Origin of the sequence: Nocardia sp. NPDC051787 (genome assembly GCF_040681325.1) — a bacterium.
Taxonomy (GTDB): domain Bacteria; phylum Actinomycetota; class Actinomycetes; order Mycobacteriales; family Mycobacteriaceae; genus Nocardia.
Genome location: NZ_JBFAYO010000016.1, coordinates 38,631 through 63,590, shown reverse-complemented (window position 1 = coordinate 63,590; position 24,960 = coordinate 38,631). Strand labels below are relative to the sequence as shown.

The following is a 24,960-nucleotide window of genomic DNA, read 5'->3' as shown; positions in this document are numbered from 1 at the left end:
GCTGGCGCAACCGCCCCGGGAATTTCAGCCCACGAGGTCGGCGCGGCGGCGCGGGCGCACCGCGGCGAGCACGCGCGCGAGTTCCTCGTTGAACCGTTCGTAGGCTTCGACGTTGCCCAGATGGCCGGTGGGCAACACGCCGTAGCGCACCAAACTGCCGGTCTGCCGGAGCATCTCGACGATCCGCTCGGAGTGGACCGGCGGGGTCATGTCGTCGAATTGGCCCGCGAGAACCGTGGTGGGCACCACCAGGTTGCGCGCCGACTCCCCGACATCCATCGTGGCGAGCAGAACACCGAACCTGGAGCGCACCCACGCCGGACACGAGCGGACGATGGCCATGCTGAACGCCAGCACGTCGCCTTTCGCCGCGGTGCTGAGGATCTGCCGTGCGAACAGCCAGCGCACCGGCGCGATGGGCGGGAAGACGAGCGGAGTGCCGAGCCCGAGCCTGCCGAACAGGAACGGCAGCGGCACCTTCAGTTGCAGCAGCCGCAGCGGCCGGTTGAGCAGCGGCACCAGGGTGGTCTCCAGGATCAGCCGGTCGGCCGCGGTATTGAGCAGTAGCGCCGCCAGCGCCTGCTTCTCGACCCGCTCGGGGTACCGGCCGGCCCATGCCTGCATGGTCATGCCGCCGAGGCTGTGGCCGACCAGCACGGCCCGCTGTCCGGGCGCGAGCGCGGCATCGAGCACCGCGGCCAGATCGTCGGCCAGCAGCTCCATATTCAGCTTGCCGGACCCGTACTCGCTTTCGCCGTGGCCGCGCTGGTCGTAAGCGATCACGCGGTAGTCGCCGGCAAAGGCGTTGATCTGCGGGTTCCAGTACTCCAGGCAGCAGGTCCAGCCGTGGATCAGCACGATGACCGGCCGATCGGACGGGCCGTAGGCGTGCACCCGCAGCAGCGCGCCGTCCCGGGTGTGTACGGGGATCACCTCGGGCGCCGTCGTCGGGGGATTGAACGCCGCGGTCTGGTACGAACGGGAACGCAACTCGGCGCTGTGCGCGTCGCGCAAGCCCCGGAGCAGGGCCCGGAAGCTCGTCAACGCGGTCGGCAGCATGGCACGCATCGGACACTCCTTTGTGTTACTGATAGATACAGTAACCCCGATTCGCGCTGCTTGCTAGTGCAAGCACCCGTACCAGTCCGCCGAACTACTCCCTCACCAGCGCGGACCCCGCTGAACTTCATCTACCTTGGGCCGCACGTCGGCGAGGTAGACGCCGGTCGCGATGATCGCCGCGAACGAAAGCAGGCCGAGGCCCGCAGGCGAGAGGAGAAGCACGAGCACGGCCACCCCGAGAATCGCCAGCCAGATCGGCTTGGTCAGTTTGTCCACCGCGGTGAACGCGTCCGGACGCTGACGCACGGCGTGGATCAGTGCGAAAATCGTCGCACCGAGCGCCGCCAGCCACAGCACCAGCAGGATCATCCCGGTCAATCCGTGCACCATATTCACCCCAACCATGATAGGCGTACCTCCGCCTTCGCTCCGGCCATGCGCGGACTGCGGACGGACTGCGTCCGACAGCGTCCCTTATGCGTACTCCGCCTTCGCTCCGGCCATGCGCGGACTGCGGACGGACTGCGTCCGACAGCGTCCCTTTGCGTACTCCGCCTTCGCTTTAACTGCTCCATCAACAGCAACGCCCCCATACACCACTTGGGTGCACGGGGGCGTCGAAGGGGTTATCCGCTGGGCGTTCAGGCCTTCTTCGGGGCGGCCTTCTTGGCGGCGGGAGCCTTCTTCGCGGCGGGGGTGGTGGCCTTCTTGGCCGGCGCCTTCTTCGGCGCGCCGTTCGTAACGGGAGCCGGGGTCTCCTCGGTGGTCACGTCGACGACTTCGGCCTCGACGACCGGATCCGCCGCGGCGTCGTCCTCGGCCTTGGCCGGACGGCCGAGCAGCCCGTTGACGCGGTCGAGCACGTCCTCGGCGCGGCTCACCGCGTCGCCGTAGAGGGTCTCGACCTTACCGATCCGCTCCTCGACGCGTTCGTTGGCGCGCAGCCGCTCGATGGTCTCCTCACCGCGGACGGCGAGGTCGGCGTAGGCGTCGAGCACCTGGCGGTAGTACTTCTCGGCCCGCGCGCGCAGCTCCTCGGCGGTGAACTTCTCGCGCAGCTCGGCGAGGTCGTCCGGCAGCTCCGAAGGCAGCCCGGACAGCCGCTCGCGCAGCGACTCGAACTGGGCCTGCACATCGGCGGGCACGTTCGCGAAGCGCTCGCGCGCATCCTCCACCCGCGACTGGACATCGGCGCCGGCCGCGCGCTCGCGAACCTGCGCGACGACGTCGTTGACGGCGGCGTACAAGGCGTCACCCGCGCCGACGGTGGCGAGTAGGGGCTTGGTCACGGTGGCGTTCTTCTCGGTCATGATGTTTCGTTCTCCTGGCGTGGCGGAGTGTCGGTTGTCGTGCGCGGAACGTCGCTGTCCCAAACGTCCCCCCCTGCCTCGTTTCCTCCGTTTTCCCGGCGAAACGATTCATAGATGTCCAGCAGCACCTGCTTCTGCCGCTCACTGATCGACGTGTCGGCAAGCAGGGCATCCCGGACCGGACTGTGCGGCCGCTGCTCGAGATAGCCAGCCCGTACGTACAAGACCTCCGAGGAGACCCGCAGTGCCTTGGCGATCTGCGTGAGCACTTCGGCGGACGGGTTGCGCAGTCCGCGCTCGATCTGACTGAGATACGGATTGCTCACCCCCGCCAGCTGGGCAAGCTGGCGTAGCGAGACTTGCGCGGCTTCTCGCTGCGCCCTGATGAAGCCTCCGATGTCGTGCGCCGCGCTGGCGACGCGACCCCCTCGTTCGCCGACGCCGGACGAGTGCTCGTCCGATCTGTCGGTGTACTCGGCGGAAACCTCGGGCTGGTCTGCCATCACTCACCTTCTGGCGGTTGTACGGGGTCGATTCTAGGTCAGGGTGCTAGCTATTGCAAGCAGTGTGCTAGCAGAGTGTCGGCAAACGGTCCGCGCACTGCGGATCAGCCGCCGAACATCAGATGGGAGATCGTGTAGATCGCCAGTCCGGCAAGCGAACCGACCACGGTGCCATTGATGCGGATGAACTGCAGATCCCGGCCGACCTGCAATTCGATCTTTCTGCTCGCCTCGTCGGCGTCCCACCTGGCAACCGTGTCGGTGACCAGAGTGCTGATCTCATCCGCATAGTTCCCCACCAAGTAGCGGGCGCCCCGGTCGATCCAGCCGTCCACCTTCGCGCGCATTTCGGCATCGTCGCGCAAGCGCTCACCGAGCTGCTGGACATTTTCGGCGACCTTGCGCCGCAGTGTGCTGCTCGGGTCGTCGGCCGATTCCAGGATCAGCCGCTTGGCCGCCCGCCACGTGGCCTCGGCCATTCCGGTGATCTCCTCGCGACCCATGATCTGCGCCTTGACGCGCTCCGCCTTCTTGATCATGGCGTCGTCGTATTGCAGGTCTTCGGCGAATTCCTCCAGGAAGCGGTTCGCCGCCAGCCGCACCTCGTGCTCAGGGTTGGAACGGATCTTCCAGGTGAACTCGACCAGCTCGCGGTAGATCCGCTCGGAAAGCAGGATGTTGACGAATTTCGGCGCCCACTGCGGTGCGTCCCGAAGCACGATGCGGTCGATCGTCTCCTGCGAGCCGAGCGCCCATTGGTGCGCGCGCTCGGCGAGCAGGTCCAGCAGCGCCTGCTGCCGGTTGTCGGCGAGCAGTTCCGCGAGCACCCGCCCGATCGGCGGACCCCACAGCGGCTCGGCGATCCGCTTGACGATGGTGTTGTCGATCACCTGCTGCACGTCTTCGTCACGCAGGACTCCGACTACGGCGCGCAGAATCGTCGAGCTCTCCTGGGCCACGCGTGCGGCGTGGCCGGGATCGGCCATCCAGCGCCCCACCCGCCAGGAGACCTGCGCGGAGTTCAGCTTCGCCGAAACCACTTCCGGCGCGAGGAAGTTCGTGCCGACGAAGGTGCCGAGGCTGGCGCCGAGCTGGTCCTTCTTGCGCCGGATGATGGCGGTGTGCGGAATGGGCAAGCCGAGCGGGTGCCGGAACAGCGCGGTCACCGCGAACCAGTCCGCCAGCGCGCCGACCATGCCCGCCTCCGAGGCCGCCCGCACGTAACCGACCCAGTCGCCACCCGCGCCGCGCGATTCGGTCCAGCGGCAGAACAGGTAGATCGCCGTCGCCAGCGCCAGCATGCCGGTGGCGAGCGCCTTCATCCGCCATAGGTCGCGACGCTTGGCCGCCTCGTCGAGCACGGCGGCGAAGCCGAGGGACGCGGCGGCAGGCGCGGCGCCTCCGGCGCGCTCGCCCCGGGCGTTCAGCACCACGGTGTTGCCGGGAGCTTTCTCCATGCCTCCCATTCTGCTGTGCCGCGGGATCCGGGCGCGCCGGCGAGTGGCTCTCGACACGCCAGGCACGCCCGACGCTGTGGTTCCCGCCGCATCCGGGCCCAAACGCGCATATCACGGCTATCCGGGACCTAAGCTGGTAGCCACCGGAGCAATTACGAACGAGGGAGCCCACGCTGTCCACCGAAGACCTTGTCGACATCGGCGAGCGACCGACGGCGGTGCGCGGCGGCCAGATGGACGGCCGCAAGCGCCGGTGGCGGCAACACAAAATCGATCGCCGCGAGGAACTCGTCGACGGCACCCTCTCCGCCGTCCGCGCGCGCGGCAGCAACGCGGGCATGGACGAGATCGCCGCGGAGATCGGCGTTTCCAAGACCGTGCTGTACCGCTACTTCTCCGACAAGAACGACTTGGTCCACGCGACCATGCAGCGGTACATCGAGACCACTCTGATGCCGCGGGTGTACGGCGCGATCAGCCTGGACGCCGACGAATACCAGCTGGTCCGCTCGGCGCTGGCCGAATACGTCGGCACCGTCGACGAGGACCCGGAGGTCTATCGCTTCATCATGGGCAACGGCGCGGCCGACCAGTCCTCGCTGGCGGAGTTCGAGAAACTCTTCGCCGAGGTGGTCTGCACCGTCATCACCGAGCGCGCCCAGGAGCGCGGCGTGCGTACCGAAGGCGCGGCGCTGGCGTCGTATGTGCTGGTCGGCGGCATCCAGCTGGCGACGCACTGGTGGTCGACGAACAAGTCGCTGTCCCGCGAGGACGTCATCGATTACCTCACCATGCTGGCCTGGAGCGCCATCGAGGGCATGGCCCGCACCGGCGGTTCGACCGCGGTGTTCAACGCGCAGCCGCACGTGCTGCCGACGCCCGAGACGCCCGCGGCGGACTGATCGCGCCGATCGCCCATGGGTGCTAGCTGGGCCGCTAGCAAAAGTTCATCAGCCCTCTCGACTTTGCCGAAACGTTGGCTAGTCTGAAGCCGAGCGGTGCGCCGAGTGCGCTGCGTCACCGCAAGCGCCGTACTCGACGGCGGTCCGCGCGGGACGTAAGCCGGTCACGCGAGCTACCGCCCGCGCGTCCGTCGCTCCGACCGCGGCACCAACGGAGGTACCTCGATGGCGAAGCAAGTACCGACCTCTCGGCTTGCTCGTGGCACCAAGCTGGGCGCGGTGGCGGCGAGTTCGGTGCTTCGCACACAGCGGACGCGGCTGACCATGCGGGGCAGATCCGAGGCCGTCCGGGCGAAAATGGCCGAGGAATCCATGATTCGCACCACCGAGCAGGTGGTCATGGTGCTGGGCACCATGAAGGGCGTAGCAATGAAGCTCGGGCAGATGATGTCGGTGCTCGACCTGGATCTGGTGCCCGAGAACCACCGGGAACGCTTCCAGAAACGCCTGGCCGTGCTGCGCAACGCGGCGCCGACCGTCTCCTTCGCGGCCATGCGCGCGGTGATCGAAGAGGATTTCGGCAAGCCGCTCGACGCGGTGTTCGCCGAGTTCGACGCAGAGCCGGTGGCCGCGGCCTCGATCGGCCAGGTGTACCGGGCGCGCCTGCACGACGGCCGCCAGGTCGCGGTGAAGGTGCAGTATCCGGGCATCGACACGGCGGTGCGTGCGGACCTGAAGAACCTCGCGATGTTCCGGCGCGTGCTGCAATCCGCGATGCCGTGGGTGACGCCCGCGGTGCTGGACGAGCTGCGGCTGAACATGGAGGCCGAACTCGACTACCGTGCCGAGGCCGCGACCCAGCTGCAGATCGCCGAGCTCTACACCGAGCATCCGTTCATCATCGTGCCGCGGTCGCTGCCGGAGTTCAGCACCACTCGGGTGCTGGTCACCGAGTATGTGGAGGGCAAAGGCTTCGAGGAGATCCGGCAACTGCCCGAGGCCGACCGCAATCGGATCGGCGAGATCATCTACCGGTTCTACGTCGGTTCGCTGTTCACCTTCAACGAGTTCTGCGGCGACCCGCACCCGGGCAACGTGCTGTTGGCCGAAGACGACCGGGTCGGCTTCCTCGATTTCGGGTTGTTCAACCGAATGGATCCCGAGCATGTGCGGTTCGAGCTGATCTGCCTGCGCGCCGCCGCCGAGGACCGCGCCGAAGAGCTGCGGGAGTTGATGATCCAGCGCGGCGTGATCGATTCGCCGCAGGAGATCGGCGCCGATGAGTGCCTGGAATACGTGCTGGCCGCCTCGGAATGGTGTCTGGTCGACGAGGAACTGACCATCACCCCCGAGCTGGCCAGCGGCGCCTTCCTGCTCGCGGTCGACCCGAGGGCCAGCGAGTTCACCGGGATGAAGCAGCAGAATCTGCCGCCGGAGCACCTGTTCTCGCGCCGCGCCGACTTCCTCACCTTCGGCATGCTCGGTCAGCTCGGTTGCACCGCGAATTGGCACCGGGTGGCCCGCGAATGGCTGTACGACGAACCACCGGTCACCGAACTCGGCCGCGCGCACCACGCCTGGCTCGCCGACCATCCGCCCGCCGCGCCGAAGCGGCCGCGGGCGCGGAAGAAGACCACGCAGTAGCCGCCGACCGGCGACTCGATCCAGAACGGAAGACCATGGCAGACACACGGGAATTCGACCTAGTCCTCTTCGGCGCGACCGGCTTCGTCGGCAAGCTGACCGCGGAATACCTCGCCGGTGCCGCACCGGAATCCGCGCGCGTCGCGCTGGCCGGGCGGTCGCTGGACAAGCTGACCGCCGTACGCGAGGGACTCGGGCCGAAAGCCGCCGGTTGGGGCCTGGTGGTCGCCGATTCGACCGACCAGGCCGCGCTGGACGAGCTGGCCGCGCGAACCAAGGTGGTCGTCACCACCGTCGGGCCGTACCTGCGCTACGGGATGCCGCTGGTGGCGGCGTGCGCCAAGGCCGGAACCCACTACGCCGACCTCACCGGTGAGCCGCTGTTCATTCGCGACGCCATCGACGCCTATCACGACCAGGCCGCCGCGACCGGCGCGAAGATCGTGAATTCCTGCGGCTACGACTCGATTCCGTCCGACATCAACGTGTACCAGCTCTACCGCCGCTCGGTCGAGGACAACACCGGCGAGCTGGTCGACACCACGACCGTCGCCTGGCTCAAGGGCGGCGCCAGCGGCGGCACCATCGATTCAGGGCGCGCCATGATGGAGGCGATCGCCGCCGACCCGGCCAAGGGCAAGGTGCTGTCCCACCCGTATTCGCTGAGCCCGGACAAGTCGCGGGATCCCGACGTCGGCCGCCAATCCGATCAGGCGCTGTCCCGGGCGAGCGCGATCGACCCGAGCCTGGACGGCTGGGTGAGCACGTTCGTCATGGCCGCGCACAACACGAAGGTCGTGCGCCGCACCAACGGGCTGCTCGGCTGGGTGTACGGCAAGAACTTCCGCTACCGCGAGGTGATGAACGCGGGCAAATCACGGATGGCGCCGCTCGTCGCCGCGGGTATGGCGGGCGGCATCGTGGCGGGGATGACTGTGGGTGCGCTGCTGTCGCGGTCCTCCGCGGGTCGCAAAGTGCTCGACCGGGTGCTGCCCGAGCCGGGTACCGGACCGAGCGAAGAAGCCCGTACCAGCGGCTGGTTCACCATGAAGACGTTCGCGCACACCACGTCCGGCACGAAATACGTGGCTACCTTCTCGGGCACCGGCGACCCCGGATACCAGGCCACCGCGGTGCTGCTCGGCGAGAGCGGCCTGTGCCTGGCGTTCGACACCGACGAGCAACCCGACCTCGCCGGCATTCTCACACCTGCCGCCGCGATGGGCGACGCCCTCACCGATCGGCTGCGTGCGGCGGGCATGACCATCACAGTCGACCGCGCCTGAGCCACACTTCCGGTGAATCTCGCTCGCAAGACCATGAACGCCCCGGCCCTGGCCGCGGTGTACGAACGGGCCTGGCGGCCAACGGTGTTCTATCTCGCCAGCGGCCGCACCACCGCGGCGGACCGGCGCGACGCGGTTGCCACCCTGCGCCTACGCGGCGCACAGAAGGTGCTCGACATTGCCTGTGGGCCGGGCAATTTCACCAAGTATCTGAGCGAAGCGCTGTCCGGTGACGGCTACGCGGTCGGCGTGGACTATTCCGCGCCGATGTTGGCGCGCGCCGTCGCCGACAACGCCGGACCTCGCGTGGGCTATCTGCGCGGCGACGCGCGCACCCTCCCGTTCGCCGACGGAACATTCGACGCCGTCTGTTGTTTCGGCGCGCTCTACCTCATTCCGGACCCGCTCACCGCCACCCGGGAAATGATCCGGGTCCTCGCGCCCGGCGGACGAATCGCCATCACCACCAGCCACCGCGGCGACAATCCCATCGGCGATATGAGCCGCGTGGTCGGCAGTTGGAGCGGTCTGCGCGTCTTCGACACCAAGACCTTTCCCGCCCTCTTCGCCGAAAACGGCCTCGTGGAGATCGACCAGCACATCCACCGCATGCTGCAGTACGTCAGCGCGACGAAGCCCGCATAGTCTCGGCATGTTCAGTTCGTGGTGACGGACCGGACGAGGAACTCGAGCTTGTCCACGGTCTGGTCGAGCGCGCGGGTGCTGCGTTCGACCCGGCACATCGCCACGGTGCCCTCCACCGCGGCGACGATCAGCGTGGCGGTCTGCTGGGCATCGACGTCATCGGCGCCGTGGTCGCGCAGCGATCGCGCCAGCAGCGTGGTCCAGTTCTCGAACGCGGCGGCGGCTCGCTGCGGTCGGTCGTCGTCGACGGGATCTTCGATGGCGACCGCCAGAACCGGACAGCCTGCCCGGAAATCACTGTCGAGCAGCACTTTTCGCCATATGTCCGTGAACGAACGCAGAGCGGCGACCGGCCCGGCCGCAAGTCCGTCGGCGAGCTTGCGAACGGTAAGCGTCTCGGCGAACCGCACGGCTTCGGCGGCCAGCTGGGATTTGCCACCCGGAAAGTAGTGGTAGGTGGAGCCCAGTGGCGCCTGGGCGTGCTTGGCCAGTTCCCGCACGCTCGTCGCGCGCTGGCCTGGTGCCGGATCGATGAGGTGCCCGAAGGCGCCTTCGGCAGCGCCGAGGATGATCTGCCGCGGTTCCGCGTCGACGTCACCGTGCCGGAGGGCGCGTTGTCCGATCGCCGCAAGGAGGGCCTGATCGAGGAGGTGACCGCGGACGTCCTCGCCGCGGCCGGACTCGACGCCACCGAAGGATTGCGGGTCTGGGTGCTCATCCACGAGCAACGCGAAGGCACATGGGGCGCGGCCGGAAACGTGGTCCGCTTCGCCGAGCTGGCCGTCTTGGCCAAGGGTCAGCGCGCGGATGCGTGAACCGCACTTCATCCGGGCCGGGCGACTCGAATGGCGGGAACGCCCGGATCCCAGTTCGCAAACGCCTTCGGCGTCAGGGTGCGGGCGGCGCGGTACCGAGATCGACCATGCGGTGGAGGATGGCGGGCGCGAGCGCCAGTTCGAATTCTGTTCCGCTGCTTTCGAAGACGAAGGCGAGGTAGTTGTCGCGGTGTAGCGGAGCCAGCCGGACCGAGCAGTGCTCCCCCACGATCACCCAGCCGCCGATGGTCAACTGATCGGACATCGCAACTCCCACCCTTCGACGCTTCCGATAACTGGACTATGCCAGTTGCGGACGAGGGGTGTCAACGGCGGGAATCGGCCGCTGAGCTGGTGGAATACTCCTGCTGGATGACCCAGTGGCCGGGCGGGTGGACGGCCGTGCGGAACTCGAGGGCCCGGCCGTCGGCGTCGCGACAGGTGCGGTGGACGACCAGCACCGCGGCTGGCGACGGCAGCGCCAGATAACCGCGCTCGTCGGCAGTGGCCAGGCGGGCGCCGATGCGCTCGCGCACGACCGCGGGACCGCGTCCGATGACGGATTCCAGGTAGCGCAGGGCTCCGCCGGGCAGGCGTTCGAGGGTGAGCAATCGAGTGGCGGAATCGGCGAACTCGACGGGATACCAAGAGGTTATCAACGTTGTGGAGCCAGATGGACTGATGCTCAACGCTTTTCGTATCACGGCACGTGCACGGGGCAGGCCGATCGCCTCCGCGACCTCGCGCGGCGCCGCGACCACCGCCGCTTCGAGCACCGTCACCGAGTCGTCCTCGGCGAACGGCGGTCCGTATCGTGGCGCGTTCTCCCGCATCAGGGCGGACCGATCGGTCACGTAAGTGCCCGACCCGCGGCGAGAGTGGACGATTCCCTGCTGGCGCAACGTGTTCAGCGCCTTCGCCGCGGTGGGCCGGGCGACCTTCCATTGGGCGGCGAGTTCCCGCTCGGAGGGCACCTCGGCGCCCGGAGCCAGCTCACCGCGCTCGATGAGCTCGCGCAGATATGCCGAGATCTGCAGGTATTTCGGGAGCATGTCGTAGATTTCGGCCATCATTCGCCTCCCCTGCCCCGCGGACCATTGGCCAGTTTAACAACGGGCGCGTCCGATATCGGGGAGCGCGCACCGAGGCGATCCGCGCCACGACACCGGCCGGTAAAGTGCGAATCCAGTACAGCGCGGTACGGACAGGACCGAGCGGAAGGGGGCTTCCTGATGGCAGTACCCGATACCGGCCAGGGGACGGCACGAAAGCTGTACGCGGCGGCTATCGGCGAGGGCGGGGGCGAACCATTCGAGCTGGACACCGCGGTCGCCGAGAATCTCGCCGCCGCATGCGACAAGCTGGTCGACGATCTGCGTCGCGCCATGGACGACGGGCAACTCGTCACGGACGTGACGGGCTTCCCGGACCTGCCGACCGGACACGCCCTCACCCGCGGCTTCGCCGACAAAGGCAGGCAATACCTGGACACCCTGGCGGCGTTCCAGGAAACAGCGCTGCTGTTCAAAGCCGCGTATTTGGCGGCGGCCAACCGGCTGGCCGACGCCGAGGCGGCGAATCAGGCCGCGCTGCGTTTGATCACCGAGTACCTGGAGCCCCGGTGAACACGCGCCGGTGCACCGGGACCGACTGAGGGGGACGATCATGGCAGACTCCGCGGCACGCGCGGCCGCCGATGGCATCCGGCAGCAGCTGTCCGAATTCTCCGGCGGTGCAGCGGATCCCGCCTACGCACCGGATCGGGAACTGTTCGGCGCCTATACCCACCAGCAGATCTGGGATCGGGTGCACGAAGCGCTCGACCCGGCGGCGCTCGGCCGGACGGCCGCGGCATGGCAGGCCAACGCCACGGTGGTTGCCGAGGCGTTCCAAGCCTTTTCCGATGCCACCAACCGTGAGTTCGCGCATTGGACCGGCCGTGCCGCCGACGCGGCGGTGACCGCGACCAGGCAGTTCGTCCGCGCGGGTGGGGAGGCGCACGATGTGTGCCGGGCAGTCGCACGGCTGATGGAGTTGAATAGCGATGCCGCGCAAACGGTCCGGGGTGCGATCACGCCGCCCCAGCGGTACGAGCCGCTGGCCGACCCGGCCGCCGAAGCGGTTTACGGTGGAAAACGTAGGATGGAACACGATAGTGCGGCGGCAGACATCGAGGCGGATGTCCGGGACACGATGACCTACGTCTACACCCCCACCATGCCCGCCAGCGGCGACCGCGTTCCCCAGTTCCCTCGGCCGCAGGAGCCTTCGGCCGCAAGCAACCCCACCCCCGCTGATCCCAGCACCGTCCGCGGAGGCGGCGCGCGGTGAAATGGGTGCTCACCCCGGACGAATTCACGCATGTCTGGACGAACGAAACAAGCCTGGACCGTAGGCCTTACCCGGTCAACATGGTTCCCGCGGCCACCGTGCGTACCGAATCCGAGTATCGCGCACTGCGCTTGCCGCAGCGTTTCGCCCGCCAGGCCGACCCCGACCTGGCCGCCGCGCTGATGTTGTGTGCGCGCAACGACGCGACCACCATCACCGTCTCCGGCGAACGCGGCGCCCTCCCGCGCGATGGGGACGCCGCGCAGGTCGAACGGATTCTCGCCTTCGCCGCGGTGGTGCACAACCACGCGGGCATCCTGGTGGCAACGCCGGACAAGGTGACCGTGCTGATGTGCCATGCCCGCGCCGTGGGCGAACGCCTGGTGCAGATCATCGGCTCCGCGCGGGCGGGCAGGCTCGCCCCGATGCGCGAGCCGCAAGACGCGGTGCTCAGCCCTGATCGCACTGAGCCATTCGTCACCAACGGTCACCGCGGCGCGGCGCGATTCCGCCAGACGCTGCGCAAACCGGTCGACGGACGCGGCTTCATCACCGTGACGGTGCAGCCGGACAACCCCATGTCCCCGCCCACCCGCCACCGCACCTGGCTGGACTTCACCGGCGACGGCCGCTACCTGCTCACCACCGCGCACGACCTCATCCTCACGCCGGTGTCGGATGACGAGTTCGCCGCTCAGTTGCTGCGCTTGGCGCACGTCTGAAAGGGGACAGCCGGACGCTGTCGTGTTGCCGTGGGCGCTCGTCGACGGCCGAGCTCCGGCGCTCGCTTCTGGCCTGATCGGCTGCGACGGCGTGGTTAGCTGTAGGTCATGGCCAAGCAGTGGACGGTGGCGGCTACCGAGGCCCTGAAAGCCGATGGATTGCGGATCGCCGAGCTCGACACGTCAGCGCGGCCGGGATTCACCGGCGACAAGAAGGCGGGCCTCGAGTTACTCGCGGAACGAAGCGGGATTCTGTCGGATCTCCAGGAGAAGCTGTACGCGAACGGCCGCTCCGGAGACAAGCGCAGCGTGCTGCTGGTGTTGCAGGGGATGGACACCGCGGGCAAGGGCGGCATCGTCCGGCACGTCATCGGCTCGGTCGACCCCCAGGGCGTCGACCACACCGCGTTCGGCGTGCCGACTCGAGAGGAGCTGCGCCATCACTATCTGTGGCGCATCCGCAAGGCGCTGCCACGCGGCGGCCAGCTCGGCGTATTCGATCGCTCGCACTACGAGGACGTGCTGGTGGTGCGGGTGCACAACCTGGTGCCACCCACGGAATGGGAGCCGCGATACGACGAGATCAACGCGTTCGAGCGTGAACTGGTGGAAGAGGGCACCACGCTGGTGAAAGTCGCGATGTTCGTCTCGCTCGACGAACAGAAGAAGAGGCTCGCCGAGCGCTTGGAGCGCCCGGACAAATACTGGAAGTTCAATCCCGCCGACATCGACGAGCGTGCGCATTGGCCCGCCTACGAACAGGCATACCAGGCGATGCTGGACCGCACGTCCACCGAGTACGCGCCGTGGTACGTGCTGCCCGCCGATCGCAAATGGTTCTCCCGCGTCGCGGTCACCGAACTGCTCATCGACGCGCTGGAGCGGCTGGAGCTCGACTGGCCCGCACCGCAATTCGACGTCGAGGAGCAGAAGCGGCGGCTCGCGCCGGCGTAGTGCCCGCTCAGGAGACCAGCGGCCGTACCAGCTCGGACACGAAGCGCAGGAACGCGGCGGGGTCCGGATCGTCGGCGGTGGTCTGCACGACGACGGTGTCCGCACCCGCCTCAGCCAGACGGATGACGGCTTCGGCGACCGCGTGCGCGTCACCTGCGACGCCCGCACCGGGTGCGTGCGCTGGAGTGCGTTCGGCGGCGAGGCGGGCCTCGGCGTCCGGGCCGGTGACCGCGAGCAGATTCGCCACGATGTGGTGGCGGTCGGTCCGGCCCGCGGCGGCACGACCCTCATCGATCAGCTTGCGGGCAGCACGGACGCCGTCGGAGTCGGTGATCGAATCGAGCAGCGTGCCGTCGGCGTGCTCGCCGCACAGCCGGATCGAGCGCGGACCGCGGGCGCCCGCGTATACCTTCGGCGGCGCCGCGGGGGGCCAGTCCAGTGCCACATTGTCGAGGTGCACGTAGCGGCCCGACGTGGTGACCCGCTCACCGGCGAGCAGCGCACGCAGCGCGCCGAGATGCTCGCTGAGCAAGGTCACCGGCGACTCGACGCGCGCGCCGACTTGCTCCATCCAGGTCTGCACACCATGTCCGATACCGAGGATCAGCCGGTCGGGGAACAGTCGGCAGAGCGTCGCCGCCTCCATCGCGGTGAGTGCGACGTTGCGCAACGGCACGGGCAGCAGCCCGATGCCGACCCGCACCCGCTCGGTCCACGCGAGCGCCGCCGCGGCAGTGGCGATTCCGCTCTCCAGGAAGCAGTCCTCCCACAGCCACAGCTCCTCCAGCCCAGTCGCCTCGGCGACACGGACCGCCTCGCGGAGCGACTCAGGCGGATTTTGCGGACGGAACACAGCACCGAGAACAGTCACCCCGACATTCCTACCCGCCGCGGCCGGTCGGCGAAGGCATATGTCGCATAACGCGGCAACAGTGCCGAGCACCGATGTCAATCCCCTGGATATAAACGATTTTTGAGAATTTTCGGTGCTGCGGCCGGTCACCACGGGCAGTTAGGCTCAGGCAACGGGTTGCCGAGCCACACCAAGGTGGTGTCGGTGGCCAGGACAAGGAGTGGGGACATGGCATCGACAGAGCCGATCGGGCCGCTAGCGGGCCGTACCGCGATCATCACCGGGGCCAGCCGTGGCATCGGCCGTGCCGTCGCTATCCGGCTGGGCGCGGCCGGCGCGAACGTCGCCATGATCGCCCGAACCCAGGAGCCGCACCCCAAGTTCATCGGCACCATCCATACCGCTGCGGCCGAAGCGGAGGCCGCAGGCGGTGATGTGCTGCCGATCGTCGCCGACGTGCGCGACGACGTGTCCATGGCCGACGCGGTCCAGCAGACCGTTGAGCGTTTCGGCGGCATCGACTTCGTGATCAACAACGCCGCCGTGATCGCACCCGATCGGACCGAGCAGGTGAGCATGCGGCAATACGATTGGATGCACGACACCAATCTCCGGGGAACGCTGCTGCTGACCAAGCTCTCTCTGCCGGAGTTGCGGCGATCCGCACAGCAGGGGCGCTACCCGCACGTCCTGAACATCTCGCCCCCGATCAACCTCAGCCCGAAGTGGCTCGGCCGCCATCTGGAATACGCCGTCATCAAGTACGGGATCAGCATGGCCACCATCGGCCTCGCGCATGAGTACGCCCGGTACGGCATCGCGGTGAACTCCCTGTGGCCGCGCACCACCATCGACACCGCCGCGATCCGCAACGTACTCGGCGGTGAGGAATCAGTCGCCGCCTCCCGCTCCCCGTTCGTCGTCGCCGAAGCCGCCGTTCACCTCCTCGGGCAGGGCGCCGAGCCCGGGCACAGCGGACAACTCCTCCTGGACGAAGATGTGCTCACCGCCAACGGAGTCACCGACCTGGACCCGTACCGCGCTGTCCCCGGCGACGGCGAACTCGACTTGGACTTGTTCATCGACGCGTGAACCACCTGGGCGAGGGGTTCGCATTGTCGTCAGAGTCGAATGGGGGGTTTGGCGACCGCATCGAGGTCGCCGGGGGGACGTCGCGGCCGGTCGCGTGCCGCGAACGCTCGTTCATCGCCGATGACTCCTCTGATCTCGAGTTGTTGCGGGCGCATGTGACTGGGCAGCGGCAGGCGTTCGCCGAGCTGCTGCGCAGGCATAACGATCATTTGTGGCAGACGGCGTTTGCGCACCTCCTATACCCGGGAGGACGCGGCGGATTCGTTGCAGGATGCGTTGTTGTCGGCGCATCGCACGGCCGGATCGTTTCGCGGCGAGGCGGAGGTCCGCAGCTGGCTGCACGCGATCGTGGTGAACGCCTGCTTGGATCGGATCCGGCGCAACAAGTCCCGCCACGCGGTGTCGCTGTCGGCTGAGACCATGCCCGAACACAGGGATGAGCGCGATGCGATCGCCGAGCTGGAGATGTCGATGGTGATCGATCGCGCCCTGTTCACGCTGCCGCCGGAGCAGCGCACCGCGTTGGTCGCGGTGGATGTGGAGGGGTATAGCGTGGCTGAGGCGGCCGCGTTACTGGGTGTGGCGGAGGGGACGATCAAGAGCCGGTGCGCGCGGGCACGGCAGCGGTTGCAACAGCGGTTGGATTTTCTGCGTGATCCGGGGAACCGGAGCTAGCCCGGATGCGTCAGTAATAGTGAGGAACGGCGAAACGATGTAGAGGCGGCCCCGGGTTTGTGCGGGGCCCTGTGATGTCAGAGGCCGATAGCGGAGGTGTGATGGCGACCGGGGTACCGCGGCCTGCGCTCACGGCCGAGTTGCTCGCCGACCTGCACGCCGACAATCTGACTCCAGAGCAGTGTGAGCAGTTGCGGCCGGTGGTCGCACGCGACGCGGAAGCGCTGCGTTTCCTTCGGTCCCTGGACGAGGTCAGCGCCGAGCTCCGTGCTCTGGGCCGGGACGACCGCATCATCCACGCCATGCCCGCCGACGTCACCGCGCGGCTAACCCGGTTCCTCGATGAATTGGACCCATGCGAGGACTCCACCCCGCAGGACGCCGCGATCCATCCCGTGCCCACCTTGTCACCGTCCGCATCGAGCGACGAATCCGAGCTACCGCCAATCGGTTCCGAAGCCACGCCGGTCACACTCGCCGAGCACCGCCGCCGACGCAGGCAGGTGCGCTGGTTGGCAGCGGCAGCCGCGGCGACCCTCGCGCTCGCCGCCGTGGGCGGGGTTGCCTCCACCCTGCTCAGCAGTGAGAGTCCCACGCCCACCGCCCAACCCACCTCCGGAAACGACCAGGTCGGCGACGATCTCACCGCTACGATCGCCCTGTCCGCACTCGGCCGCCACACCGTCACCGGCTCCCTCGCCAACCCAGCCGCCTTGGCCCGCTGCGTGCAAGCCAACGGACTGGACCGCATCGTTCTCGGCTCAACCGACTTCATGTTCCACGGCGGCAACGCCGTGCTCATCCTGCTCAGCGGCCCGCGTCCGCCCACCATCACCGCCTTGGTGGTCGGAACTGGTTGCGATGCAGGCGATCCGCAACGCAGAGCGATCCAGGACATCGGCTGACACCGCCAAATCGGCCACAGTGACCCGAAAACGCAGGTGCCAGGCATGTGCCGGACGATGACTGTAGGTCAGCCTGCATTGCCGGGGCCTGATCGTGTTGCGCTATCGTCCTGACCCAAACCAGAAGGACGGTAGGAGATCCGGTGGGCGAGACAGCGGATGCAGGCATCCGGTGGCGCAACCTCGGAGTCTCGCCAGGGCCGATGGCACACGGCCGCCGAGGAGTGAGCGCGTATGCAGAGTCCCGAATCGAACTTTGCCCGCCTACTACGTAGGTGGCGGATAGAACACGGTTGGACATTGAAGACGGCGGCGAAGCGCAGCAACGTATCGTCGCAGGCACTGTGGTTGCTGGAGAGTCGAAACCACGTGCCGACCCCGTCCACCCTTTCATCCGTCCTGGACGGTCTGTGGGTACACCCGTGGCGTCGGCCCGCATTCCTGTCTCAGACGCCTCAGCAGCAGTTGCTCAACCAGCTGCGCTGGAACCTGCCGAAAACTGTGCCGCCGAGCGACCAGGTCGGCCTGGATCAGCTAGGCGATCCGGCCTGCTATCACGATCCTGGCTTCGACCTAAGTGGGACATCCTGATCTTGCAGTCCACGGCGCACATGGATCAGAGCATCGGCCTACCTACAGCCGAGGAGTGATCCCCCTTGTAGGGCAGACGATTTCACCGGTCGCGCGATTCTCCGGCTGCGTTCTTGCCCGTAGCCAGTGCCGCCGCGCTGCACCTGCGGAGCCGGCTCCGGTGGCTCCCGCACCGCCGCTGACGGTGGTTGCGCTTGCCCGAGTCCGAGTCCGAGAGCCCGCCGGGCTGTACGTCGGCACCTCGGCCGATCAACTTCATCGCACGATCGACACCCCGGACGCCGACTTATCGGAAGTCCTTCGCGAATCAATCCGCAGCACAGCTGAGGAACTCGTCCTTGCAGCGCTGGGCAGGGCAATACCAGCCGCGGTCGAAACGGCATGACGACAAGGCAATCGCAGTGATTCGCCTCTAAGCTATGGCGGCCCGGCGAACCCCTGCTCAGGGCAGCTGCTGGGCGAAACGGGAGCCGGGCTGATGTCGCGGCCAGCTGGTGTCCCCGACCTGTCCGGTGTGCACGAATTCGCCCCAATACCGGCGGGTCCGGACGCCGAGCGCGTCGATCTCCGCCGGACCGAGGGGGGCGAGCATTGGCGAGGTGGCCCAGGCCGAGCCACTTCCATACAGCAGCGGCAGGTCAATGCAGTGGCAGGCACCGTACGGGTTCGCCGGATGCAGTTGTGCTACGCGATAGCAGTAGACGGTCGCGCCGGCGTCGGCCAGCTCGTCGGCGAAGCGGAACAGGCCGTCCTCGAAGGCCTTTCGCCCGATCAGCCGCTCCACCGCGCGGGTCGTCCGTTCGCCGACCAGCGGCAGTCGCTCGACCTTGCCGAACACCGGATGCGGGCCGCCGTAGAACGCCCGCGCCTCCTCGGCTGTGCAGCCGAGCACCACTCGCAGGTCGGCGGCCGCGTCGTGCACCGCCTGTCGCCAGGTGGGCTCGTCGGGCAGCGGATCGGCGTCGGCCACCGGCAGGAAGGGCGGCGCCGAGTTCAACGCACCCGGCCCCGCGATCCGGCGGACCACACGCCCCTGGGCGGCAAGGAGTTCGGACACCGGAGCGGTGAACGGATCGGCGTCGAGTTCGTCGAGGAACATCGCCCCCACTCGTTCGGCACGCCCGTGGCTGTGGAATCCGATGCCGAACGGTGCGCTCTGCACCATGGCCTGCGCGAACAGCGTGCTCGCCTCCGCGATGCCCAGCAGAGCGACGACCGACTGCGCGCCCGCCGACTGCCCCGAGACGGTGACGCGCTCTGGATCGCCGCCGAACTCGGCGATGTGCTCACGCACCCACCGCAGAGCCGCTATCTGGTCACACAAACCGAGATTGCCCGCCGAAATACCCGGCGCGCGTAGGTATCCGAGAGCGCCGAGCCGGTAGTTCACCGACACCACGACGATGCGGGTCTCCCGCACGAGCTGGTCGGCGTCGTACAGATTCCACTGTCCGCTGCCCGCGAGATACGCGCCGCCGTGCAACCACACCAGCACTGGACAACCGCCGGGTTCGACGCCCTCCGGAGTCGTGACGGTCAGCGCCGAACAATCCTCCGATTGATCCAGCGGGACCGCCCGTCCCATCACGCGTTCGAGCCGCCCCGGCAGCTGCGGTGCAATCGCGTACCGCCGGGTCGCGTCGTACACCCCGTCGTGTGGTGCGACCGGCTCCGGCGCACCGAATCGCTCCGCACGCGCGTACGGGATCCCGCGAAACACCGATACCCCGCCGAGGGCTTCGCCTCGCCAGCGCCCCGAGGGTGCGACCACGTTGTCCATGCCACTCTCGCCTTCTATCGCAAGTCGACTTGCGATATGACCACGCTAAGCAGCGAGACCACACAACGCAAGACGACTTGCGATAATTGGCGGCATGGGCGAACCTTCGGCACAGATCCGCGGCGCGCGGCTCCGCAAGGCCGTGCTCGACGCGACGCTTGCCCGCATCGAGTCGGTCGGCATCGGCAGCGTGCGGGTCGCCGACGTGGCCGCGGACGCGGGCGTGCACGAGACGTCGATCTACCGGCGCTGGAAAACGGTGCCCAGGCTGCTGCTGGACGCACTGCTGTCCCGGGTGGCCGAGGAAATCCCCCTGCCGGACACCGGGTCGCTGCGCGGCGATCTGGAGCGGTTCATGACCGATCTCATCCGCTTCGCGGAAACGCCATCGGGCATGGCCCTGATTCGCGGCACGGTGATCGGCGACGCCGACCCGGACGTCGACGCCGCGCGCCGCGAATTCTGGCTGCGGCGGTTGTCGGCGTCGGAGGAGATCATCCGGCGTGGCATCGCCCGCGGTGAGGTGGCGTCGACGGTGGACCCTCGGCTGACCATGCTCACCCTGGGTGGTCTGGTCCATCTGCACGTCACGCAACTCGGCGAGGCGCTGCCGCCCGAACTCGCGCGCGACGCCATCGCTCTCGTCCTCGGCGGAATCACACCGCGCTGAAACGCCGTGCTGCACAGGCCAGCCCGGAAACGCCCACCGAAGCCTGGGCTCGATTTCAACCTTTGGCGCGAAGCCGTGGCCCGGCGGGCTCGGCTGCTCGTCGGTTGCCAGCGGTTGCGATGTGCACGTCGTAGCGGGCGCTGGTTACGGTGTACGGCCGGCGCGTTCGCCGTACGGCCCCACCAGAATTGGTGGCACAGCAACAGGGTTGGTGGCATAGCGAGCGGGTAACTTCCTGCTCGATCGATATCGCCTACGTCGATCGAGAAAGAAAGGGTATTTGGGAATGAAACGCTTTGGGATGATTGCCGTCACCATCGGCGCAGCGCTGTTTGCGACCGGGTTCGGCACGGCTACCGCGTCCGCGGGACCGATTCCGCTCGAGCAGCCGACCGATACCACCGACACCCGATCACCAGCCCAGCCGGTCGGCGCGCTGGAATCGCTGAGCTCCTCGGCGGGGCGCACCTTCGGCTGCATCATCAATCCACACGCCACCCCCTGCTGGATGCGCTGAGCGCCTCCGCAGGAGCGCGTTCGGCCGCGTGATCAATCGGGGCGATCGTCTCCATGGCGGGACGAAGCAGCGGCGTAATGATGCCCCGGCCAGGCCGGAATTCGCCGGTACGGCCGGGGCATTCGGCATCCTGTGGTCAGAATCTCACTCGCCGCCCGACACCTGGCCACCGTCCGCATTGCCACCCATAGCCAATGGCTACGAAGCGAACCGTGTGCTGACGTGGTGGATGCCCGGCTCGGTGCGGCCGCGTCGACGGTGGAGCCCCGGCTGACCATGCTCACCCCCGGCGGACCGGTCCATCACACAACTCGGCCAGGCGCTGCCCCGACCTGGCGCGGGAAGCCGTCGATCTCGTCCGGGACGGAATCACACCACAATGAACGCAGCGCCGCACGAGCCGTATTTCGGAATCTCTCAGGCAAGCGGACGATGATGGCGGCTGTAGCCCGGCCACCAGCAGACGTGGTCGGCGCAACTACGATCGTGGCGGCAGGAACGGAACGTCCGTCGAGCGAAAGGCGTGGTGAGCGCACGGTGAGCAAAAACCAGGGTGGGAAGTCGAACCCGCTGCTGGCGGCGGAACGCGCCGACCGCAACCGTCAGATCTTGATCCAGGTGGTCGTCGGGGCCGTGCTGGTCGGGCTGATCGCGGCGATCGGCATCGGCATCGCGGTCAAGCAGTCCCGTAAGAACGATCCCGGCCCTGCCCCGTCGATCGCCGCGACCGGGAACCTGAACTCCGGCGGCGTTCCCGGCTCGATCACCGACAACGGCGCCGTCCGGCTCGGCAAGCCGGACGCGAAGGTCACCGTTCGCGTCGTGGCGGACCTGCAGTGCCCCGCGTGCAAGGCCTTCGAGGCGGCCAACGGCCAGGTCCTGGAAGACGCCGTGAACAACGGCACCGCGGTCGTCGAGTACAACGTGATCGCGTTCCTGGACAAGGCGTCCACCACGCGGTACTCGACGCGCGCGGCGAACGCCTCCTACTGCGTCGCCCAAGCCGACCCGACGAAGTACCAGGACTGGCTGAAGACGATGTTCGCCCAGCAGCCGCCGGAGGGCGGCGCGGGCCTGACCGACGACCAGTTGGTCCAGATCGCCAAGAGCGCGGGATACACCGACGACGCGGTCGCCCAGTGCATCACCGAGCACACCTACGACAAGTACATTCAGGCCCGCACCAAGGACGTGCTGGACAGCGGCATCCAGTCGACCCCGTCGGTCTTCGTCAACGACAAGCAGATCCAGACGGCCAAGGAGCTCATGACCCCTGGCGGCCTTGCGCCCGTGATCGCCGCCGCGGCCCAGTGATCACCGCGGGGCCGCGGGCCGCGTGGGTCCTGCTGATCGGCGGACTCGCCGGCTGGTTGGCTTCGGTGGCGCTGACCGTGGAACGGTTCAAGCTGTTGACCGATCCCGGCTACACCCCAACGTGCAGCATCAACCCGATTCTGTCCTGCGGGTCGGTCATGGTGACCGACCAAGCCGCGGCGTTCGGGTTCCCGAACCCGCTGATCGGCGTCGTCAGCTTCTCCGTCGTGGTCACCCTCGGCGTCCTGTCGGTGGCCGGGCTGGGGTTCCCGCGCTGGATCTGGGGCGGGTTGTGGCTCGGCACCGTGTTCGGTGTCGGCTTCGTCTGCTGGCTGATCTTCGAAAGCCTCTACCGGATCAACGCGCTGTGCCCCTACTGCATGGTGGTCTGGGCGATCATCACGCCACTGCTCGCGGTGAGCATCGACCAGTTGTGGGGTCGCTCCGGCGGCCCGCTGGGGATACTCGCCGAGTGGCGCTGGACCCTGGTCGTGGTGTTCTTCGCGGTGGTGCTGCTGCTGGTGTTCCTGCGCTTCCAGGACTACTGGCTGTCGCTGGTCTGATCCGGCGCGATCAGTTCGGCGGACCCGCGGTCAGCACCACTGGAACCGTGCGATCCCCGGCCGCGCCGGTGACGCCCAATCGGACGGTGTCGTTCGGTTTGCGGGTGTTCAGCGCGGCACGCAGGGATTGGACGCTAGTGACGGCGCGATCGTCGACCGAGGTGATCACGTCGCCCGCGCTCAGCCCCGCGGCGTGCGCGGGCATACCGTAGATCGCCACGTCCACCCGGGCGCCCGTGCCGGTGGGCAGCGCGTTGGAGATGAGCACACCGAGGGTGGCCGTCGGGCCGATGTGCACCGTGTCGGTCGGCGTGCCGGATCGAATCTGCTCGACCACCTGCATCGCCGCGTCGATCGGCACCGCGTAACCGTTGGGTGAGCGGTCCTCGGCATGCTCCGGGTCTCCCGACGCCGCCGCGATGACGCCGACCACGGAGGCGTTCCGGTCGACCAAGGCACCGCCGGACTGCCCGGAAGTGACTTCCGCCGCGACCTCCAGCATGCCGCTGAGCGCCTTGCGCGACAGATCGGCGACGTTGACCGCCACGATCTCGCTGTCCAGGTCGGTGAGCGGGCCGTGCACCGCGGACGGTGGGCCGCCGGTCCCACCCGCATTGCCGATCGCCAGAACCTCTTCGCGCAACCGCAACCCGGCCGAGCTACCGATGGTGGCGGTCGGCAACGCGGCTGCCGGCAGGTCGAGCAGCGCGATGTCGGCGCCGGAGTCGTAGCCGAGGACCACGGCGTCGTAGGCCGTCCCGTTGCCGACGTCGGTGACGGTTACCGTGTCCGCGCCCTTGACCACGTGGTGGCTGGTGAGCACCTCGCCGTCGGCGGTCAGCACGATGCCGGAACCCGCCGCGCCGGGGCCGGCGAGCTTGGTGGACGCGCTGATGTTGACCAGCGCCGGTTGCACGGCCGCCGTGACGAACGCGGGGTCCAGCGGCTCGGGTAGGGCAGGCAGGGCGGAGACCGCGGTCCCGGTGGGGTCGGAGAAGTTCCGGCTGGGCAGATCGCCGCGATACCCGAGAAATGCGGCCAGGGTGAGCACGAGGGTGATCACCATGACCAGCGCGCGCCCGCCACTCGGCGCGCGCCGCGCGATGACCTGCTGCCGTCCTTCGTCCATGGCTCTCCCCGCCTCGGCCGAATCGCTGACCGTTTTCCATTGTCGCTGGAGATCACCGGCAAAGATCATCGAACCGGAGATCGGACCGAAGAATGGTCGTGACCGGGTCGTTTACGTGTCATGGTTGGCAACTGGACCCATGCGGCGGTAGGCATGTATCCATGAGTACCGCCGCCGCCTACGCCCTGTCCGCCCCCGACGGCTCGTTCGAGAAGGTCACGATCGAGCGCAGAGGGCTGGGTGCGCACGACGTCCTGATCGACATCAAGTACGCGGGGATCTGCCACTCGGACATCCACACCGCGCGCGACGAGTGGGGCCGGACCCGGTACCCGTGCGTGCCCGGGCACGAGATCGCGGGCGTGGTCGCCGCGGTGGGATCCGCGGTGTCGAGGCACCGGGTCGGTGATCGTGTCGGCGTCGGGTGCATGGTCGACTCCTGCGGCGTCTGCGCGCCGTGCCTCGCCGACGAGGAGCAGTACTGCACCGCAGGCGCGACGATGACCTACAACACCCCGGTCGATCCGGCGGTGCAGCCCGGCGGGCACACCCTGGGCGGTTACTCCACCCAGGTCGTCGTCACCGAGAACTTCGTGGTCCGGATCCCCGAGGGGATCGGGCTGGACGTCGCCGCGCCGCTGCTGTGCGCTGGCGTCACGCTGTACTCGCCGCTGCGGCACTGGGACGCCGGGCCGGGCAAGAAGATCGCGATCATCGGCATGGGCGGGCTCGGGCACGTCGGCGTGAAGCTCGCCGCCGCGATGGGCGCCGAGGTCACCGTGCTCAGCCACTCGCTGAGCAAGCAGGAGGACGGCAAGCTCTTCGGAGCGAGCGGCTACTACGCGACCGCCGACAAGCAGACTTTCCGCGACTTGCGCGGCCGGTTCGACCTCATCCTCAACACGGTCTCGGCGGATCTTCCGCTGGACGACTACCTGCGCCTGCTCAACCTGGACGGGACCCTGGTGATCCTCGGCCTTCCCGAGAATCCGTTGAGCGTCAGGCCGTTCACCCTCGCCGGGTACCGGCGCTCGGTGGCGGGCTCGATGATCGGCGGCATCGCGCAGACCCAGGAGATGCTGAACTTCTGCGCCGAGCACGGCATCGGCGCCGAGATCGAGCTGATTTCCGCCGACGAGATCGACGGCGCCTACGACCGGGTCGTAGCCAGCGACGTGCGGTATCGGTTCGTCATCGACGTCGCCACGATGTGACCCGCCTCGCCCGACCCGCGCGAAGC

Annotated in this window: 28 protein-coding genes and 1 pseudogene; 18 read left to right on the top strand and 11 right to left on the bottom strand. The window is 68.0% G+C overall.

Features of this window, described 5'->3' with window-relative positions; translation table 11 throughout:
• Positions 1-24: 24 nt before the first annotated feature.
• The 5 genes from AB0M45_RS18570 to AB0M45_RS18550 all read right to left on the bottom strand — a co-directional run bounded on the left by AB0M45_RS18570 (position 25) and on the right by AB0M45_RS18550 (position 4,197).
• On the bottom strand, positions 25-1,068 hold the full coding sequence (locus AB0M45_RS18570) for an alpha/beta hydrolase (protein WP_364330126.1): 1,044 nt from the start codon (positions 1,066-1,068) through the stop codon (positions 25-27).
• A 93-nt stretch (positions 1,069-1,161) separates the two neighbouring features.
• A complete protein-coding gene (locus AB0M45_RS18565; RefSeq protein ID WP_040783979.1) occupies positions 1,162-1,452 on the bottom strand; it encodes a DUF2516 family protein in 291 nt (96 codons plus the stop codon).
• A 251-nt stretch (positions 1,453-1,703) separates the two neighbouring features.
• On the bottom strand, positions 1,704-2,372 hold the full coding sequence (locus AB0M45_RS18560) for a heparin-binding hemagglutinin (protein WP_364330123.1): 669 nt from the start codon (positions 2,370-2,372) through the stop codon (positions 1,704-1,706).
• Positions 2,369-2,875 carry a helix-turn-helix transcriptional regulator gene (locus AB0M45_RS18555; RefSeq protein ID WP_067463501.1) on the bottom strand — a complete coding sequence of 169 codons (507 nt, stop codon included), beginning with the start codon at positions 2,873-2,875 and terminating at the stop codon, positions 2,369-2,371. The genes AB0M45_RS18560 and AB0M45_RS18555 overlap by 4 nt, the downstream gene beginning before the upstream one ends.
• A gap of 104 nt (positions 2,876-2,979) precedes the next feature.
• Positions 2,980-4,197: a DUF445 family protein gene (locus AB0M45_RS18550; RefSeq protein ID WP_364330432.1), complete on the bottom strand. Its 1,218-nt coding sequence runs from the start codon at positions 4,195-4,197 to the stop codon at positions 2,980-2,982.
• Between the two features lie 368 nt (positions 4,198-4,565).
• Between AB0M45_RS18550 and AB0M45_RS18545 the strand changes: the two genes are divergently transcribed.
• The 4 genes from AB0M45_RS18545 (at position 4,566) to AB0M45_RS18530 (ending at position 8,809) form a co-directional block, all read left to right on the top strand.
• Positions 4,566-5,234, top strand: a complete 669-nt coding sequence (locus AB0M45_RS18545; RefSeq protein ID WP_364330120.1) for a TetR/AcrR family transcriptional regulator — start codon at positions 4,566-4,568, stop codon at positions 5,232-5,234.
• Positions 5,235-5,459: 225 nt separating this feature from the next.
• Positions 5,460-6,878: an AarF/ABC1/UbiB kinase family protein gene (locus tag AB0M45_RS18540; protein ID WP_364330117.1), complete on the top strand. Its 1,419-nt coding sequence runs from the start codon at positions 5,460-5,462 to the stop codon at positions 6,876-6,878.
• Positions 6,879-6,913: 35 nt separating this feature from the next.
• Positions 6,914-8,164: a saccharopine dehydrogenase NADP-binding domain-containing protein gene (locus AB0M45_RS18535; RefSeq protein WP_364330114.1), complete on the top strand. Its 1,251-nt coding sequence runs from the start codon at positions 6,914-6,916 to the stop codon at positions 8,162-8,164.
• Positions 8,165-8,176: 12 nt separating this feature from the next.
• Complete coding sequence (locus AB0M45_RS18530; RefSeq protein WP_364330111.1) at positions 8,177-8,809, top strand: class I SAM-dependent methyltransferase; 633 nt, start codon at positions 8,177-8,179, stop codon at positions 8,807-8,809.
• Between the two features lie 11 nt (positions 8,810-8,820).
• Here AB0M45_RS18530 and AB0M45_RS18525 read toward each other — a convergent pair whose 3' ends face one another.
• Positions 8,821-9,309: a TetR/AcrR family transcriptional regulator gene (locus tag AB0M45_RS18525; RefSeq protein ID WP_364330108.1), complete on the bottom strand. Its 489-nt coding sequence runs from the start codon at positions 9,307-9,309 to the stop codon at positions 8,821-8,823.
• Between AB0M45_RS18525 and AB0M45_RS18520 the strand changes: the two genes are divergently transcribed.
• Positions 9,289-9,624: a tautomerase family protein gene (locus AB0M45_RS18520; RefSeq protein WP_364330105.1), complete on the top strand. Its 336-nt coding sequence runs from the start codon at positions 9,289-9,291 to the stop codon at positions 9,622-9,624. The two genes, AB0M45_RS18525 and AB0M45_RS18520, sit on opposite strands and share 21 nt — an antisense overlap.
• 73 nt (positions 9,625-9,697) lie before the next feature.
• Here AB0M45_RS18520 and AB0M45_RS18515 read toward each other — a convergent pair whose 3' ends face one another.
• Both AB0M45_RS18515 and AB0M45_RS18510 read right to left on the bottom strand, forming a co-directional pair.
• Positions 9,698-9,889, bottom strand: a complete 192-nt coding sequence (locus tag AB0M45_RS18515; protein WP_357726640.1) for a hypothetical protein — start codon at positions 9,887-9,889, stop codon at positions 9,698-9,700.
• 61 nt (positions 9,890-9,950) lie between these two features.
• Positions 9,951-10,697 (bottom strand): GntR family transcriptional regulator, encoded by a 747-nt coding sequence (locus AB0M45_RS18510; protein ID WP_364330101.1) that lies wholly within the window; start codon positions 10,695-10,697, stop codon positions 9,951-9,953.
• Positions 10,698-10,856: 159 nt separating this feature from the next.
• On the opposite strand from AB0M45_RS18510, the gene AB0M45_RS18505 reads away from it, so the two are divergent.
• The 4 genes from AB0M45_RS18505 (at position 10,857) to AB0M45_RS18490 (ending at position 13,631) form a co-directional block, all read left to right on the top strand.
• Entirely contained in the window at positions 10,857-11,249 is a 393-nt protein-coding gene (locus AB0M45_RS18505) for a hypothetical protein (RefSeq protein ID WP_364330098.1), read from the top strand.
• Between the two features lie 40 nt (positions 11,250-11,289).
• Positions 11,290-11,955, top strand: a complete 666-nt coding sequence (locus tag AB0M45_RS18500; protein ID WP_364330096.1) for a hypothetical protein — start codon at positions 11,290-11,292, stop codon at positions 11,953-11,955.
• Positions 11,952-12,677 carry an ESX secretion-associated protein EspG gene (locus tag AB0M45_RS18495; protein WP_364330093.1) on the top strand — a complete coding sequence of 242 codons (726 nt, stop codon included), beginning with the start codon at positions 11,952-11,954 and terminating at the stop codon, positions 12,675-12,677. Before AB0M45_RS18500 ends, AB0M45_RS18495 begins: the two co-directional genes overlap by 4 nt.
• Before the next feature lie 108 nt (positions 12,678-12,785).
• Complete coding sequence (locus AB0M45_RS18490) at positions 12,786-13,631, top strand: polyphosphate kinase 2 family protein (protein WP_364330090.1); 846 nt, start codon at positions 12,786-12,788, stop codon at positions 13,629-13,631.
• Positions 13,632-13,638: 7 nt separating this feature from the next.
• Here AB0M45_RS18490 and AB0M45_RS18485 read toward each other — a convergent pair whose 3' ends face one another.
• A complete protein-coding gene (locus tag AB0M45_RS18485) occupies positions 13,639-14,502 on the bottom strand; it encodes an LLM class flavin-dependent oxidoreductase (RefSeq protein ID WP_364330087.1) in 864 nt (287 codons plus the stop codon).
• 210 nt (positions 14,503-14,712) lie between these two features.
• Between AB0M45_RS18485 and AB0M45_RS18480 the strand changes: the two genes are divergently transcribed.
• From AB0M45_RS18480 to AB0M45_RS18465, 4 genes and pseudogenes are all read left to right on the top strand, one after another.
• Entirely contained in the window at positions 14,713-15,576 is an 864-nt protein-coding gene (locus AB0M45_RS18480; RefSeq protein WP_364330084.1) for an SDR family oxidoreductase, read from the top strand.
• Positions 15,577-15,689: 113 nt separating this feature from the next.
• Positions 15,690-16,251: pseudogene (gene sigM / locus AB0M45_RS18475) on the top strand (RNA polymerase sigma factor SigM).
• Between the two features lie 101 nt (positions 16,252-16,352).
• On the top strand, positions 16,353-17,156 hold the full coding sequence (locus AB0M45_RS18470; RefSeq protein WP_364330081.1) for a hypothetical protein: 804 nt from the start codon (positions 16,353-16,355) through the stop codon (positions 17,154-17,156).
• Between the two features lie 234 nt (positions 17,157-17,390).
• The gene (locus AB0M45_RS18465) at positions 17,391-17,747 is read left to right on the top strand and encodes a helix-turn-helix transcriptional regulator (RefSeq protein ID WP_364330078.1); all 357 of its coding nucleotides are present in this window, start codon (positions 17,391-17,393) and stop codon (positions 17,745-17,747) included.
• Between the two features lie 442 nt (positions 17,748-18,189).
• On the opposite strand, the gene AB0M45_RS18460 is transcribed toward AB0M45_RS18465, so the two are convergent.
• On the bottom strand, positions 18,190-19,527 hold the full coding sequence (locus AB0M45_RS18460) for a carboxylesterase family protein (protein WP_364330075.1): 1,338 nt from the start codon (positions 19,525-19,527) through the stop codon (positions 18,190-18,192).
• A 94-nt stretch (positions 19,528-19,621) separates the two neighbouring features.
• Here AB0M45_RS18460 and AB0M45_RS18455 point away from each other — a divergent pair, with 94 nt between their 5' ends.
• The 4 genes from AB0M45_RS18455 to AB0M45_RS18440 all read left to right on the top strand — a co-directional run bounded on the left by AB0M45_RS18455 (position 19,622) and on the right by AB0M45_RS18440 (position 22,591).
• A complete protein-coding gene (locus AB0M45_RS18455) occupies positions 19,622-20,197 on the top strand; it encodes a TetR-like C-terminal domain-containing protein (RefSeq protein WP_364330072.1) in 576 nt (191 codons plus the stop codon).
• Positions 20,198-20,483: 286 nt separating this feature from the next.
• The gene (locus AB0M45_RS18450) at positions 20,484-20,714 is read left to right on the top strand and encodes a hypothetical protein (protein WP_364330069.1); all 231 of its coding nucleotides are present in this window, start codon (positions 20,484-20,486) and stop codon (positions 20,712-20,714) included.
• Between the two features lie 537 nt (positions 20,715-21,251).
• Positions 21,252-22,028, top strand: a complete 777-nt coding sequence (locus AB0M45_RS18445; protein ID WP_364330066.1) for a thioredoxin domain-containing protein — start codon at positions 21,252-21,254, stop codon at positions 22,026-22,028.
• Complete coding sequence (locus AB0M45_RS18440) at positions 22,025-22,591, top strand: vitamin K epoxide reductase family protein (protein ID WP_364330063.1); 567 nt, start codon at positions 22,025-22,027, stop codon at positions 22,589-22,591. Before AB0M45_RS18445 ends, AB0M45_RS18440 begins: the two co-directional genes overlap by 4 nt.
• A 10-nt stretch (positions 22,592-22,601) precedes the next feature.
• On the opposite strand, the gene AB0M45_RS18435 is transcribed toward AB0M45_RS18440, so the two are convergent.
• Positions 22,602-23,720, bottom strand: coding sequence for a S1C family serine protease (locus AB0M45_RS18435; protein WP_364330060.1), 1,119 nt, complete (start codon positions 23,718-23,720; stop codon positions 22,602-22,604).
• Positions 23,721-23,881: 161 nt separating this feature from the next.
• On the opposite strand from AB0M45_RS18435, the gene AB0M45_RS18430 reads away from it, so the two are divergent.
• Positions 23,882-24,934: an NAD(P)-dependent alcohol dehydrogenase gene (locus AB0M45_RS18430; RefSeq protein ID WP_364330057.1), complete on the top strand. Its 1,053-nt coding sequence runs from the start codon at positions 23,882-23,884 to the stop codon at positions 24,932-24,934.
• Positions 24,935-24,960: the final 26 nt, after the last annotated feature.